This is a genomic window from Streptomyces sp. NPDC017225, assembly GCF_044331465.1.
Taxonomy (GTDB): Bacteria; Actinomycetota; Actinomycetes; order Streptomycetales; family Streptomycetaceae; genus Streptomyces.
On sequence record NZ_JBIRNE010000032.1, the window covers coordinates 42,830 to 56,939 of the forward strand.

Annotated in this window: 11 protein-coding genes and 3 pseudogenes; 5 read left to right on the forward strand and 9 right to left on the reverse strand. The window is 69.5% G+C overall.

The genetic code is table 11. The features are described from left to right. The first annotated feature begins 774 nt into the window (after positions 1-774). Positions 775-2,733, forward strand: a complete 1,959-nt coding sequence (locus ACH4NX_RS36490) for a serine/threonine-protein kinase (protein ID WP_398130176.1) — start codon at positions 775-777, stop codon at positions 2,731-2,733. A 67-nt stretch (positions 2,734-2,800) separates the two neighbouring features. Here the strand turns inward: ACH4NX_RS36490 and ACH4NX_RS36495 are convergent, their stop codons facing one another. After that, the gene (locus tag ACH4NX_RS36495; RefSeq protein ID WP_351400319.1) at positions 2,801-3,589 is read right to left on the reverse strand and encodes an FHA domain-containing protein; all 789 of its coding nucleotides are present in this window, start codon (positions 3,587-3,589) and stop codon (positions 2,801-2,803) included. A gap of 99 nt (positions 3,590-3,688) precedes the next feature. Between ACH4NX_RS36495 and ACH4NX_RS36500 the strand changes: the two genes are divergently transcribed. Next, positions 3,689-4,015 carry a hypothetical protein gene (locus ACH4NX_RS36500; protein ID WP_398130177.1) on the forward strand — a complete coding sequence of 109 codons (327 nt, stop codon included), beginning with the start codon at positions 3,689-3,691 and terminating at the stop codon, positions 4,013-4,015. A gap of 185 nt (positions 4,016-4,200) precedes the next feature. Here the strand turns inward: ACH4NX_RS36500 and ACH4NX_RS36505 are convergent, their stop codons facing one another. The 3 genes and pseudogenes from ACH4NX_RS36505 to ACH4NX_RS36515 all read right to left on the reverse strand — a co-directional run bounded on the left by ACH4NX_RS36505 (position 4,201) and on the right by ACH4NX_RS36515 (position 5,983). Then, positions 4,201-5,250, reverse strand: a complete 1,050-nt coding sequence (locus tag ACH4NX_RS36505) for an alpha/beta fold hydrolase (RefSeq protein WP_398130178.1) — start codon at positions 5,248-5,250, stop codon at positions 4,201-4,203. 25 nt (positions 5,251-5,275) lie between these two features. Further along, entirely contained in the window at positions 5,276-5,353 is a 78-nt protein-coding gene (locus ACH4NX_RS36510) for a DUF664 domain-containing protein (protein ID WP_398130189.1), read from the reverse strand. Then, positions 5,350-5,983, reverse strand: a pseudogene (locus ACH4NX_RS36515) (SAM-dependent methyltransferase). The gene ACH4NX_RS36510 and the pseudogene ACH4NX_RS36515 overlap by 4 nt, the downstream one beginning before the upstream one ends. Before the next feature lie 88 nt (positions 5,984-6,071). On the opposite strand from ACH4NX_RS36515, the pseudogene ACH4NX_RS36520 reads away from it, so the two are divergent. Further along, positions 6,072-6,367: pseudogene (locus ACH4NX_RS36520) on the forward strand (XRE family transcriptional regulator); the annotation flags it as partial. Positions 6,368-6,674: 307 nt separating this feature from the next. Here ACH4NX_RS36520 and ACH4NX_RS36525 read toward each other — a convergent pair. The 4 genes from ACH4NX_RS36525 to ACH4NX_RS36540 all read right to left on the reverse strand — a co-directional run bounded on the left by ACH4NX_RS36525 (position 6,675) and on the right by ACH4NX_RS36540 (position 11,528). Further along, positions 6,675-7,901, reverse strand: coding sequence for a condensation protein (locus ACH4NX_RS36525; protein WP_398130179.1), 1,227 nt, complete (start codon positions 7,899-7,901; stop codon positions 6,675-6,677). 774 nt (positions 7,902-8,675) lie between these two features. Further along, the gene (locus ACH4NX_RS36530) at positions 8,676-9,686 is read right to left on the reverse strand and encodes an ABC transporter substrate-binding protein (protein ID WP_351400315.1); all 1,011 of its coding nucleotides are present in this window, start codon (positions 9,684-9,686) and stop codon (positions 8,676-8,678) included. 14 nt (positions 9,687-9,700) lie between these two features. Then, complete coding sequence (locus tag ACH4NX_RS36535) at positions 9,701-10,474, reverse strand: ABC transporter ATP-binding protein (RefSeq protein WP_351400314.1); 774 nt, start codon at positions 10,472-10,474, stop codon at positions 9,701-9,703. Position 10,475: 1 nt separating this feature from the next. Then, entirely contained in the window at positions 10,476-11,528 is a 1,053-nt protein-coding gene (locus ACH4NX_RS36540; RefSeq protein ID WP_398130190.1) for a FecCD family ABC transporter permease, read from the reverse strand. A gap of 398 nt (positions 11,529-11,926) precedes the next feature. Between ACH4NX_RS36540 and ACH4NX_RS36545 the strand changes: the two genes are divergently transcribed. Then, complete coding sequence (locus ACH4NX_RS36545; RefSeq protein WP_398130180.1) at positions 11,927-13,210, forward strand: MFS transporter; 1,284 nt, start codon at positions 11,927-11,929, stop codon at positions 13,208-13,210. A gap of 136 nt (positions 13,211-13,346) precedes the next feature. After that, positions 13,347-13,673: pseudogene (locus tag ACH4NX_RS36550) on the forward strand (hypothetical protein); the annotation flags it as partial. A gap of 25 nt (positions 13,674-13,698) precedes the next feature. Here ACH4NX_RS36550 and ACH4NX_RS36555 read toward each other — a convergent pair. Further along, positions 13,699-14,061: a transposase gene (locus tag ACH4NX_RS36555; protein WP_398130181.1), complete on the reverse strand. Its 363-nt coding sequence runs from the start codon at positions 14,059-14,061 to the stop codon at positions 13,699-13,701. Between the last annotated feature and the right edge of the window lie 49 nt (positions 14,062-14,110).

Genomic DNA, 14,110 nt, shown 5'->3' on the forward strand with positions numbered 1-14,110 from the left:
GAGCGTCACGAGCCCGTGCGGGGTCCCCCAGATCGACAGGGCGATCGAGCTCTGTTCGTTCCCCTTCGCGCGGCTCGGCGCGGACCTCCTTGCCACGAGGTGATCGAAGCCGAGACGGGGTTGGCCTTGGAGGAGGGATTCGGCTTCGGTATCAGCGACGAGGCCGCCGACGGCGTGCGCGCCGTGCGGGACGTCATCGATGTCGTCCGGGACCGCACCGGCTGACGAGGGCCCTCCCTGTGACCAGGAGGTCGTTCTCCCCCGCGTCAGGCGGGACGAACTGCAGACGGGGAGGCCGCTGCATGGGGTGGGGTCCGGCACCCTGCCGAAGTGCGTCGGCAGGGTGTGCGTGCCGACCTCGGGGCAAGGGCGCCCACGGTGTCTTCCGCCGGACGGCGCCCACATGCCGGGCCAGGTCGCGAACCACTCACCGACCGGCCATGTCGACGCCGTGGAGGTCTGACTGCCGACTCCGCCGAGGACCCTGGGCAGCCGCACGCGTCGAGGAGAGCTTCGAGGGTGCCGTGAGAGTTGTTCACGCTGCTGAAGGTGCTGCTGAACAAATGCCGACGGGGTGTACTGGGGGGGAGCAGACGAGGAGTTTCCTCGCTGTCGGGGCCGGTCTCGAAGCTCTCGTTCTCAGCACTTCCACGCGAGAGCCTGACCGATGACGGCCCTGAGCAGACGCTGTGTTCGGTTCACCGCACACAGTGGGTACCCGTGCGCGCGGTTCGAAGCCGCGAGCGTTCCGGACTCGACCGAGGGAGAGGGTTGGTGCGTTCCGGGGACGAGTTCGCCGACCGCTATGTCCTGAAGGAGGTCATCGGCGCGGGTCGCGGCGGCGACGTGTGGCTGGCCCATGACACGGTGCTGGGCCAGGACGTGGCCTTGAAACCGGAGCGGACGGACGGTGAGGGCGAGACCGCGGTGCGGCGGCTGCTGGCGGAACCTCGTGCCATGGCCAAGTTCCGCGGGCATCCCCACGTCGTGACCCTGTTCGACGTCGTGACCGCGCCGCAGGACGGAGCCCAGGCGCAGGACCGGGCCGGATCGCACGACCGGGCCGGGGGGCAGACGTTCTGGTTCGTCATGGAGTATGTGCCCGGCGGCGGCCTGGAGCTGCGGACCCCGGTCCCGCCCGCGCGGGCGGCCCGCATCGGTGCCCAGCTCGCCGACGCACTGGCCGCCATGCACGAGGCGGGCATCGTCCACTGTGACGTCAAGCCCGCCAACATCGGCCTCACCCGTCACGGAAGCGTGAAGTTACTGGACTTCGGTGCCGCCTACCGGGCCGGTGGCACCGAAACCATCACGGTCAACGGCCCGTCCAGCTTCACCCCTGACTACGCCGCCCCTGAGCTGGCCCGGGGGAACATCCCCCGGCCGGCCTCAGACGTGTTCTGCCTGGCCGCCACTCTCTGCGCGCTGGTCACCGGCGCGCCGCCGCGCGGTGGCATACCTCCGGCAGACGCGCTCCCCGCGAGGAACGCGGACCACGCCGAGGAAGACGACCGTCTGAGGTACTGGAAGGCCGAGCAGGGTGTTGTCGAGCTGGACGCCGCGGCCGTGGGACCGCTGTACCCCGTACTCACCGCCATGCTTCGACGCGATCCCCGTGAACGCCCCGACGCCGCAGAGGCCAAGCGGCTCCTGGAGGACATCGCCGAGAGCGAGCCGAAGCGCTCCCGGGACACGGCCGGCGCCGTCACCGGGCGCCGACGGCGACGCCGGTCGCTGCTCGCGGCCGCGCTCGGCATCAGCGCCGTACTGGGCCTGGGGCCAGTCGTCGTCCAGGACCACGGGGACGGCGGGAAGGCCGAAGGCCAGCCCGCCCGGAGCCGACTCGAGAAGGATGCCCCGGACGACGAACCCGGGGCCCTGATCGGCGATCCGCACACGGCCGACGTGTGCGCCTTGACCGACCCTGCCGCCCTCGACCGGTTCGGGAACGGGGAAGTGCACGTGGACGTGGACTATGGGAACTTCGATCGCTGCGACGTTCTCGTGGGCATCGACGACAGGACCCGTATCGACGTGTCGGTCCGGGTCCTGCGCGGCTTGCCGCCCGAGGGATCGAAACCCTTCCGCACCATCGGGCGGATCGGCATCCGGGAGGAGCGGGCCGGGAACGACGCGTGCGAGCTGCTGCTGACGTCCGGCAGCGACACCGACGCCCGGGTCGAGGTCCGTGTCAACATGGGCAAGGGCTCCGTGGTCGGCGGCAACGCGACCCTGTGTACAGTCGCCGACAAGGCCGCCACGAGCGCGGCCGAGGTCCTCAACCGAGGCCCGGTCCCCCGCCGTTCGCCTGCTTACCCGCGCGCCTCGCTGGCTTGGGCGAGCGCCTGCGAGCTTCTCGACGCCGAGGCGCTGTCCGTCGTTCCCGGCCTCAAGACCGACGTGCCCGATGTCGGCGTCGCGAACTGGAGCTGCGAGTGGTCCAGTGACGTGGACGAGCTGCATGCGGAGATCGCCTTCTTCCGTGATCAGCCCAAGTCCGCGGTGGACAGCGCCGCCGCGCTCACGCTCAGCGGATACCGTTCCGTCGTCGGACCGGACGACGACGACACCTGTACGGCCCTCGTCGAGTACCGCAGGTACAGCGGTCGGGACGCGGAGACCGCCGCCGAGATGGTGCGCCTGGACGTCGCCGGACGGCAGCCCATGGACAGGCTCTGCACGATGGCCAGAGACCTCGCGGCATCCGCCGCCGCCGAACTCCACGCGCGATGACACCGCGCGCGACGACACCGCACGCGACACGGCAGCGGGCGACGCCGCACCGGGCGTCGCGCCCTCATCAGGGAGCGGAGTCCGGCCAGGCCGCGTCGTCCTCCATCAGTTCCAGGTCCGGCGGCACCAACGTCGTCGACGCGACCAAGCCCTTGATCAGGTTGTGCAGCAGGCTGTTGTCGCCGGGCCGGCCCTGCGACGTGTCATGGATCAGCGGGTACGGGAAGCCGGTGCCGTGCAGGCGACGGCGCACAGCCTCGATACGGTACTCGATCTTGCGCTCGTTCCAGCCCGCGTCCGGGCAGAGGTAGGCGAACTGCTTGGCGGCCGTCGCGTACGTCAGAGGGCGCGGGTCCTCCTCGTACAACAGATACCGCTGACCGAGAACGACGAGCAGCAGCCGTTCGTCGTCGTCGAGCGCCCAGGTCTCCGGGCGTGCGGTCTCCGCGCGCCGCCGCGACACGGGCCCCTGGTCGTCGTGACTCGCGATGTACAGCTCGACCAAGTGCTCCCGGTAGCCGGAGCCCTTCACGAACAGCGGGGTGTAACCGGTGGCGAGCGGGATCGGCTCGCTGCTGAGGTGCATCATCCGGCCGCGGGGCAGGCGGACCAGCTGCTGTCCGGTGTTGCGCAGCCACCACTGCCCCGCTCGGTACGTCAGCTCTCCGTGCCGACGGCTCACCCGCAGGTCGTCGATACCCACTCCCAGATCCACGTCAGGCTTCTCACCTCGCCCGAAACGGACCGTCAGCCCCGGGCGGGGCGGTGCGGTGAGCTCTCCCATGACCGTCCGAGCGTGCAGGATGCCGGGTGTGGTGGGCGCGACACCACGCGCGAGGCTGGCGGAGAGGGGCATCGCTGGTCTCCTCCGTTCATGGGCTTCTCCTGTGGTGCCTGCCTACACGATGGAGTGTTCCCTCCGGGAGGGGTCCCGGAGCACCGGGCGGACGATCCCGTGCGTGACCCGGCGCCGACGACTTGCTGGGGGATCGGCTCCAGCGCGGACAACGCGCTCGCCGAGTTCTTCGACGCGACCTTCGAACGCGAGACGCTCCAGGGCCGCAAGCACTGGCCCGGCAAGCGCGAGGCCCTCCTCGATTCGTTCCGCTGGCTCAACCGCCACAACACCCACGCCGGCGCCGAGGGGGTGCGGTGGCTGCAGTTGGACATCGAGCGTGACGACCCGACCTTGCTGAACGAGGAGGGGTACTACCTGGTCGTGATGCCGCCGGCGACGTCCACCGTGTGGTCAAAAGGGGAGGTCAGCCGTACTCGCGAATAGACAACGCCAAGCAGCTGCGGCCCAGCTCAGAGGGTGGATCAGGACTGCCGCAGCGAGTGTAGGGCCTGGCGAGGGGCCCGGGCCTGTCACTGGCCGAGGGGCGCTGAGGCGGTTCTCGTACTCGCGCGGGCCTTGCGCTGCGCGGGATCGCCGAGGCTGTGTCCCGCGCCGCCTTGGTGGCGTGGTCATCCGTCGAGGAAACGCAACAGCTCGGCGGCGACGAACTGTGGGTTCTCCTCGACGAGCCAGTGCCCGGCGTTCGGCACGTCCACCGCCCGCACGATGTTGGTCATGCGCGGGGCCACTGTGCCCTGGATCGCGTCGAGTTGCCCTTGAGCGGTCATGATCAGGGCCGGGACACGTGTCGGTGCCGCTGCCACGGTGTCGCGGACGTCTTTGTCGAGGGCGCGGTAGAGCTCGAAGCCGCCCGCCAGGACCTTGGGTCGGCTGTAGGTTCGTGCGTACTCGTTGATCTCGGTGGTGGTGAACGGGGACCGGTCAGAGGTGCCACCGAACGCCGTGCCGCCGAACGAAACCTGAGGGTAGAACAGTGCCAGGTACTCGCGGACATCGTCGCCTACGACCGCCTCGGGGACCCGTCGCTGGGAGTGAAAGGCGATGTGCCAGCTCAGTGAGCGGTAGGTGGGTGCGTCGATCGCGGGTCCAGGCAGCGGCAGGTCGAGGTAGCCGAGGCGTGCGGTGTCGTCGGGGAATTGGCTGGCGTACTGGAATGCCACTGCGGCGCCGAGATCGTGCCCGATGACACGGGCGTCCCTCACCCCGAGCCGATCGGCGATCAGCGTGTGCACGTACCGTGCCAGCGTGGCTTTGTCGTAGCCGGTCGGTGAGCCCTTGCTGTCGCCCAGTCCGGGAAGGTCGATGGCGTAGACGGTGTGGTGCTTGGCGAGTTCTGGCATGACCGGCCACCAGCCGTACCAGGTCTGTGGCCAACCGTGTATCAGCACGACTGGCGTGCCGCTGCCGCCGGTCACGTAGTGCATACGGACACCGTCGACGTCGGCGAACTCGTGTCGGAAGGTGCCCTTGAACCGGGGATCGTCCTGGGTGACGGCGGTGTAGGCGGGAGCATCGTCGCCGGCTGTCGGCGTGGATGTGGACGTGGACGTGGAACAGGCTGCGGTGACGATCGTGAGCAGGAGGGCGAGCATCACGGTTGCGACCGTGTATGCGGATCGGAGGAAGCGGCGCGGCAACGGCCGTGGTGCGGTGGTCATGTGTTTCCGTCCTGGAGAAGGTGGATCAGCGGCCGGTCGTGCCGTCGACGAGTTCGCGGAGGATGCCCGCGTGGCCCGCGTGCCGGCCGGTCTCCTCGATCATGTGGGTGAGTGCCCACCGGATGCTGGGAGCGCTTCCCGGCGATCGAGGATGAGGAGGACGTGATCGGCGACCTCGGCGGTGCGCCCGACCGGTCCGGTCGCGATCCGGCGGGGTGCGTCGGTCCGCTCGACCGTCCATGTCTCCGGGGCCAGGTCGAAACCCGCGGCGACTTCCCGTGGGCTCGGGTAACGGATGTCGGGATCCTGGTTCCACGACCAGCAGCCGCCCGCCCGGGCGCAGTGCGTGCGCGGCCGAGCGCAGGACGGTTACCCGGTCCAGGTCACAGGGGCTGTGCAGGTAGTGGGCGCAGATCGGGTCGAATCCGCTGGGCGGGAAAGCCTTGCGCAAGCCGGCCCGCACGGTGGTGACGTGGTCGCCCAGGCCGCGTGAGTGGGCGAGGGCGGCGAGCCGCTCGACCGCCACGGCCGAGATGTCGGCGGCGGTGACCTGCCACCGCAGACGGGCGAGCCACAGCGCGTCGCCGCCGTCACCGCATCCGAGGTCCAACGCGTCACCGGGCGGCAGGCGCGTCACCGTCTCGGTGAGGCGGGCATTCGGCTGCGGGTTGGCCGCTGCCGGCCGGGCCGCGTAGACGCCGTCCCAGAACGCGACCGCATCAGTGGTGCTCATCAGGACTCCTTGTGTCGGTACGCACTCAGTCTTGCCAGGCGCACCACGACCTGGCACGAAATCTTGCGTGAATGGCAAGGTGGGCCTCATGGATCCCAAGACGGACGACGACGTACTCGACGCGGTGGGGCCGCGGCTCCGTACATTGCGTCGTGACCACGGATCACCCTCGCTGGTCTCTCGGCGATGACCGGGGTGTCGGAGAGCATCCATTGCCGGCCGGAACCAATCGAACCGACCCCGCAGACCCACGAAGGCTTTGAGTGGTTCTACGTGCTCAACGGATGCCCGCGACTCGTGAGCGGCGAGCGCGACCTGACGCTGCCGCCCGGTGAGGCGCCTCGGTGCCGGGCATCCAGACCCCGTCCTTGGTGCCGGGCGGCACGCTGGACGCCACCGTCCCCATCGAGCACAGTCGCATCCTTCACGCGGCGTAACCGGCATCGCCGAGCAAGGAGCCGACCCTTCTCAACGAGCTCTCCGTCACACCCGAGGCGTGGCTCGGTTCACGACGGAGAGCGGGGCACCGTCGCCAGTGCCGGACAGGCAGCACACTGTGCCGCTGGCCGCGGTGAAGTCGGTGAACACCTTTCTGATGCTGGCCGACCTCGCGAACAAGCGGCTCGTCGAGCTGGACGCCCGGAGGCGGGCAGGGCGTGGGCAGGCTGCGGCGCCAGTGCGCCGTGACACGCTATGTGGTGAGGCGGTCGAGGGCGGCGGATACCTGGTCGCTCAGTGCCGCGATCTGGGCGTCCGTGTACCAAGCTCGGCTCCAGGTGAGATCGACGGCCAACCGTGCCTGGTAGCGGCTGACGACGGCGAAGATCATGGGTACGTGGCCGAGCGGAGCCAGGCTCACGTTGCTGATCCGCAGGCCCTCGGGCAGGACGGGTTCCGGGACGGTGCCCACGTTGGTGATGACGAGGCTGGGCGGATGCTGGTCGAGCATGTAGGGGAAGGCCGCCAGTTCCATCGCCGCGGCACCACTGTCCAGGTCGGCCCGCAGCCGGGCGGCCAGGTCCTGCCCGACCGCAGCGGGGTGTGCCTCCTTGCTGACCTCCAGGCGAATGGAGGTGGTGGTCGCCGCGGACTGCAGGACCTCAGCAGACAGGGGCGGGGCGAGCCGGCGGCGCATATCAACCGCAGTGGTGCACAGCAGTCGAACCGAGTCCTCCTGAGTCGGCAGCAGGGAGCGCAGGCTGGTCAACAGGGCCCCTGAGACCAGGGCGTTGACCGAGAGAGAAGCCTCCCTCGCACACTTCACCAGCTTCTCGCAGCGGCCGCCGTCGAGCTGGACACCGACGATGCGGTAACTCAAGTTCCCTCCGGGGCCTCCGTCGTGGGAGGCAAGGGCGGGCACGAGCGCGGGCGGCCTCTCGGTATCCAGTCGCGCCCGTTCGGCCACGAAGTCCCGGAGCTGTCCGGAGGTGAACTGCGAGGCGAGCAGGTCGTCCAGGGCCGGTCCCAGTACCGGCTGGATCACGCCGGCGGAGACGGGCCGGCCGGTGGCCAGAGAGGTGTAGGTGTCCCACAGACGATGGTGGAGAGACAGATAGCTCATCCCGTCGACGAACGCCCGCGGCAGGCTCATCACCACCCGGGTACGTTCCGGCCCGCGCACCACCGTTGCCCGCAGCAGCGGGCCCTGGTCCCATGCGAGAGGGGTGTTGATCTCCTCGTCGAAATCGGTACTCTGCCCCAGAACCGGCCCTGGGGCCGCGTCTGCGATGAGGACCATCGGCTGTTTCCCGGGCCCCTGGGCGATCTTCCCGGTGAGCAGCGGGGTACGGTCTTGCAGATGGGTCAGGGCCTGGGCGAGGACAGCGTCGTCCAGGTCACCCTCCACGTCGCAGGACAAGACAACCCGGACACCGGCCGCGGCGATGGCCGCCTCGTGCGGCGCGAGCAAACGCTCCATGAAGAACCCTTCTCGTGGGACCGCTGCACCATCGCGCAACGGGGTAACGCTCCGGAGCGGAAGAGCCGTATGTCCCCTCTAACGGATGAATGCTCCGAAAGGCGATCACGGAGCGGCCGAGGTAACCCGGCATCACCCGCTGACGATTCGTACGTGTCTGCCGGCCGGCCCCAGGACCAAGGGCGGATCCGGGGCAGACTCTGCGGGCGGAGCCGGCCGATACGGCCGCGTTCCCGCAGGATCTCGCGGACGCGGGCGACACGGCGGATCTGGTCGAGTTTGGGACTTCTGCTGAGCGGCATCTGCTCCAGGTGGGCGCCGAGTGTGTCGAGTCGGATGCGCGGGGTGTGGTCGACGGTGGTGGAGCCGACGATGTGACCCGGATACCCGCCGCGTCGGCCTCGACGCCCAGGCCGACGCCCATGGCGGCGTACCGCAGGCCGCGGGTCTCGACACGGCCGTCGAGCGCCCGCTCGTGGATCAGGCGGCTGGTCCAGCCGGGTACGCAGACGCCGGGCGGGACGTCGAACGTCCAGCCGTTCCACTCGTAGGCGCGAATGGTGTGCGGGTCCGCCTTGGGCCGGTTGAGGGCGACGATCCGGTCGGCGGGCAGAAGTGGGGGCAACTGCTCCAGAAAGCCCGGCCGATCGAGTCACGGTCCAGGTCCGTGGGGTCCTTTCCTTGTCGGGTGGCGGGATGGCGCGCGGCCACGCCGAAGTGCGGCCGGTCCGGCGGGCGTCCACGCCTGTCGGACCGGCCGTGGCGTGCGGAGACTCAGCCCTGGAGGTCGCGCAGGTAGGTGGCGAACTTCTCCAGGCCGTCGATGTTGCGAGGGCCGCTGATGCCCTCGTTGTAGTCGAGGACGAAGAAGTTGTTCTTCTTCACGGCCGGGAGCTCTCTGGTGTGAGGGGACTGCTTCAGGAAGTCGATCTTCTTTTCGGCGGGCAGGTCGCCGTAGTCGAGGATGACGATGACTTCGGGCTCGGTCTCGGCCACCGATTCCCAGTTGACCTGGGTCCACCGCTCGTCGAGACCGTCGAAGACGTTCTTGCCGCCTGCCGTCTTGATGATGTCGTTGGGAGGCACCTGATTTCCCGCGGTGAACGGCTGGTCGGTGCCGGAGTCGTAGAGGAAGACAGGCACCGGGTCGCCCGCCGGAGCCTGGGTCTTGACCTCCGCCACGCGCTCCTTCAACCCTCCGACGACTTCCGTGGCCTTCTCCTCGACCTGGAAGATCTTGCCCAGCCGTTCGATATCGGTGTAGAGGGCCTCGAAGGGGCTCATCTTCTCGGGGTGGCCTGGGTAGTTGAAGCAGCTCTCGGTGTGCATGAAGCTCTGGATGCCGAGCTTGTCCAGGATCTCGGGCGTGATACCCCGCTCGTCCTTGAAGCCGGAGTTCCAGCCGGCCACGACGAAGTCGGACTTGGCCTCGACCACGACCTCCTTGTTCAGGAGGTCGTCGCTGAGCATCTTCACCTTCGCGTATTCGGACGCCCATGGGGACTCGCTCACCGGTGGATTCGCGGGAGGCATCACATAGCCGTGCACATGCTCGGTGAGACCGAGGGCGAACAGCTTGTCCGCGCTGCCGCCTTCGTAGGCGACGGCCCGCTCGGGCACCGTGTACTCCACCGGTTCACCGCAGCGCTTGACGGTGACCTTGCCGGACTCCTTGGCGTCCGATTCGACCTCGGCACCACATCCGCTGAGCACCAGGGCCGCCGCCAGGACGGAGCCGAGAGCGGCGGGTCGGCGGGCCGTGGCGAGGATTCGGGTTGTACGCATGCGTGAGCAGCCTTTCAGCGGGTGGAGTCGAGCGAGTACAGGAGCTGGGGATCGCCCGTCAGCGGGTGAGGGACGACGCTGGCCCTGACGCCGAAGACGTCACCGACCAGCCGTGTGGTGAGCACGTCCGCAGGCGTGCCGGAGGCGACCAGGCGGCCCTGGGAGAGCACACCGAGCCGGTCGCAGGCGGCCGCGGCGAGATTGAGGTCGTGCAGGACGACGAGGACGGTAAGACCGGACCCGCGCAGGAGCGAGAGCAGGTCGACCTGGTGGCGGACGTCCAGGTGGTTGGTCGGCTCGTCCAGGACGAGGATCTCCGGTTCCTGCACGAGCGCGCGGGCCAGCAGAACGCGCTGACGCTCGCCGCCCGACAGCGTCATGACGCCGCGGTGCGCGAGGTGTCCGATGTCGAGCTGATCCATCGCCCGCTCGCACAGCTCGCGTTCTCGGCCACTGAGCGCCTGGTTCCCGCGCAGGTGGGGCGCGCGTCCGAGCGCGACGACCTCATCGACCGTGAAATCGAAGTCCACGCCACCGTCCTGGGTCATGGCAGCGATGGTTCGTGCGCTGCGGCGCATCGGGAGCCGGGTCAGGTCCTGCTCGCCCACCCAGACGGTTCCAGAGCTGGGTCGCAACGCCCGGTAGACGCACCGCAGCGCGGTGGACTTGCCGCTTCCGTTGGGCCCCACGAGCCCCACAACCTGACCGTCCGGCACGTCCAGGGACAGCCCGCGTACGAGACTCTTGCCGTCCGTCACCACGGAGAGTTCATCGAGTTTCAGGTCCACGTCAGCGCCCTCCGAAGGTGTAGCCCCTGCGTCGCATCAGGGCGATGAAGACGGGCACCCCCACGAGCGCGGTGATGACCCCGAGAGGCAGCTCACGCGGGGCCACCAGGGTCCGCGCCGCCAGGTCGACCCACACCATGAAGATCGCTCCGACCAGTGGGGCCACGGCGAGCACGCGAGCGTGCGTGGCTCCGACGATCATCCGCACCACATGCGGCATGACGAGTCCGACGAAGGCGATGGCGCCGCTGACGGCGACCATGACGCCCGTGACGAGGGAGACGAGGACCAACAGCACCCTGCGGTTCCGGTCGGGGTCGAAGCCGAGGCTCGCGGCGGTCTCGTCGCCGAGGGAGAGGACGTCGAGCACCCGCCCGTACCGGTACAGGACCGCGAGTCCGGACAGCACCACAAGGGAGACGACGGGCAGCGCGCCCCAGGTCGCAGCTCCGAAGCTGCCCATGGTCCAGTACAGGACCATGCTCGTCGCCTCGCTGTCCGGAGCGAAGTAGATGATCAGGCTCATAACGGCCTGGAAACCCAGCGACATGGCCACGCCTGTCAGCACGAGGCGCAGCGGTGACAGCGCGCCCCGGCTGGAGGAGGCGGCGTACACCAGGAGCGAGGCGACGAGTGCGCCGATGAAGGCGCCGACGGAGACGGCGTAGATGCCGAGTACCGCGAATCCTCCGGTGACCGTGACACCGACGGCACCGACGGAGGCGCCCGACGAGACACCGAGGACGAAGGGATCGGCCAGAGCGTTGCGAACCATGGCCTGGATCGCCACTCCGACCGCGCTCAGCCCGGCCCCCACCAGCGCCGCCAGCAGCACACGCGGCGTACGGATCTGCCAGATGATCTGATACGTCGTCACCTCGTCGGCTCCGATACGCCCTCCACTGAGAGCCGCCCACAGGTGACGGGCAGTCTCCCCCGGGGTGACTACCGCGGGCCCGAGACCGATGGCAACGATGAGGGACGCGAGCAGGACCGCGGCCAACACCACGCAGGTGAGTAGCAGTACTCGCCGGGACGCGAGTCGAGCTCGCACAGCCCCCGCGGGACGGGGCGCCAACGCCTCGACCGGGACGGCCGCGTCCGCGCCCGTGCCCGTGTCGGCCGAGGGCACAGGGCCCACGGGCGGAGGCTTGTGCGGTACCTTCACTTTCCCTCACTAATGAAAATCATGTTCATGTACAGGAACCTAGCACCCCCTCCGGCCCGGCAGGCAATCGGATCGGCGGGTATCGCACGGCCGCGACGCCCATCGCGAAGGGGCGGCCGGTAGGACTCTAATGGAAATGATTATCACTGCGATAGTGTGTTGCCCGCGCCGTCCTGCCGCCGTGTGCCACGCCGCATCCGTCGCACAACCTCACTTCCACACTTGGAGGTTGCAGTCGGCTCGCGTCCTATCCGTCGCCGCCAACAGGACAGGAGTACTCCCTCGTGCCCACCCCGCCCGCCCCTTCGAGCGCCGCCTCGTCCCCTCCCACGAAGCAGCGCTCGATCCTGCTCGATCTCCCCTTCCTCCGCCTCTGGACAGGCGCCACCGCCTCGGGGCTGGCCACCTGGGCCCTGCCCTTCGTCCTCGGTCTCGCCGTCTTCGACCGGACCCTGACCGCCACCGACCTCGGCCTGCTGCTCGCCGCACGCACCGTTGGGTTCCTCGCCGCGGTGCCCGTGGCCGGAGTGCTTGCCGACCGGCACTCCCGCCGCGGCGTCGTACTCTGGGCGGGACTTACCGCCGGAGCCGCAGCACCGGTGCTCGCCGCCGGGCTGGACCGCTCGGTGCTGCTGATGGCAGCGGCCGCCGCAATGACGGGAGCCGGCCAGGGCGCCTGCCGACCCGCCTACCAGGCCCTCACCGCCGAGGTGGTCGACGCCGGTCGCAGGCAGCAGGCCAACGCCGCCATGACCCTGGCGGTACGGGTCACCACACTCGTGGGCCCCTCCCTGGCCGCATTCCTCGCCGTCTTCCTGGACACCTGGACCCTGCTGGTGGGCATCGGCCTGCTCTGGCTCGTCGCGGCCTTCGTCCCCGGACGCGGGGCACGGCCCGGCGCTGCGAAGGAGGCGTCGGAACCTTTGACCGGGACGGGCCGGGCGTCCTTCCTCGCCGAGTTCACGCAGGGTGTCCGCGAGGCGCGCAGGCACCCCTGGTTCCTCGCCGGTCTCGGTGCGTTGACAGCCGTCATAGCCACCGGCTACTCCGCGACCGGCGTCGCCCTCCCCATGGTCAGCCGCGACGAATACGGGACCGAGGTCGTTCTCGCGGGCGCGATGACCGCCTACACCGCCGGAGCACTGGGCGGTGCACTGCTCATCGCCCGCTGGCGCCCACGCTCCCCCGGCTGGGCCGCGCTCGCCGGCCTGGCCTCCTACGGCTTCGCCCCGCTCAGCCTGGTGTTCCCGGTGCACCCGGTTCTCGTGATGGCCGCCTACGCCGTCGCGGGCATCGGCATCGAACTGTTCAACGTGCCGTGGTTCACCGCCGGCCAACGCGAGGTCGCCCCGGACAAACTGGCCCGTGTCTCCTCACTGGACTTCCTGCTCTCCTACGGCCTCGCCCCGGTCGGACTCGCCGTCATCGCCCCCGCCATCGACGCCTTCGGCGCCACAGCGGTCCTGGCGGGCTGCGCGCTGATCTGCTTCGCGGCACCCGCCACCGCCGCCCTCGCCCCCAGCGCCCGCACCTTCTCAACCGCACGGCAGTCCAGCGACGCCCACTGACGGACACAGCGAAGAATCCACCCCTGACGGGAACGGACTGACGTCATGCACACACGCGCAATCCAGCCGCCGAGGGGAGAAACTCGCTTCCGGACCGGGCGTCTCCCTCACCCGCGTCCCTCGTGAACGCGCTCGGGTGGCACGCGAACTGCTCGGCCGCGACGGGGCGGTGGTGCTCACCGGACACGAGAACACCTCCGACGCCCTGGTGGTCGCGGCGGCCCAGATCAACGGCGACCGCCTCCGTGAGCTGTACCAGCACCGCGTCCGCACCTCACGCGAAGGCACTCCCGTCCACCTGCACGCGGACAGCCTCGACATCGTCGTCGACATCGGCGGAGTGCCCCACCGGCGTCGACACCCCGCCGAGGTTCTCGTCCTCGTCCAGTGCGTCCGGCCGGCACCTCGCGGAGGTGACTCCTTCGCGCTGGACGCCTATGCCTTCGTCGACGGCCTCTCCTCCACCGACCCCGCTCTCCATCGCTTCCTCACCGACTCCGACGTCGATCTGTACGGCGCGTGGGCGGACCTGCGCGGGCTACCGGCGAGTCCCCGGATCGGGCCATGTGGACGCACTCCAGGGCTGCGGTCTCGTTGGGGACGTGTCCACGGGCTTTCACCGCCCTCCGGACGCGGGCGTCGACGGACTCGATCGCGTTGGTGGTGCAGACGGTGCGGCGGATCGCTCGGTGACGAAGCGGAGGAAGGGAATGAACTCCTCCCAGGCGTTCTCCCAGAGTCTGACGATCGCGGGACGCGTCCGGCCCCACGTGTCGGCGAACCGTTCGAACGCAGGACGTACGCACATGGCCGCGGTCCGCACGACCAGCCGGTGCGGCGCCTGGAACCACATCGGCACCGCCTCGGCTGTGCGATCAGCCGCCTCACGCGCTGGGTACG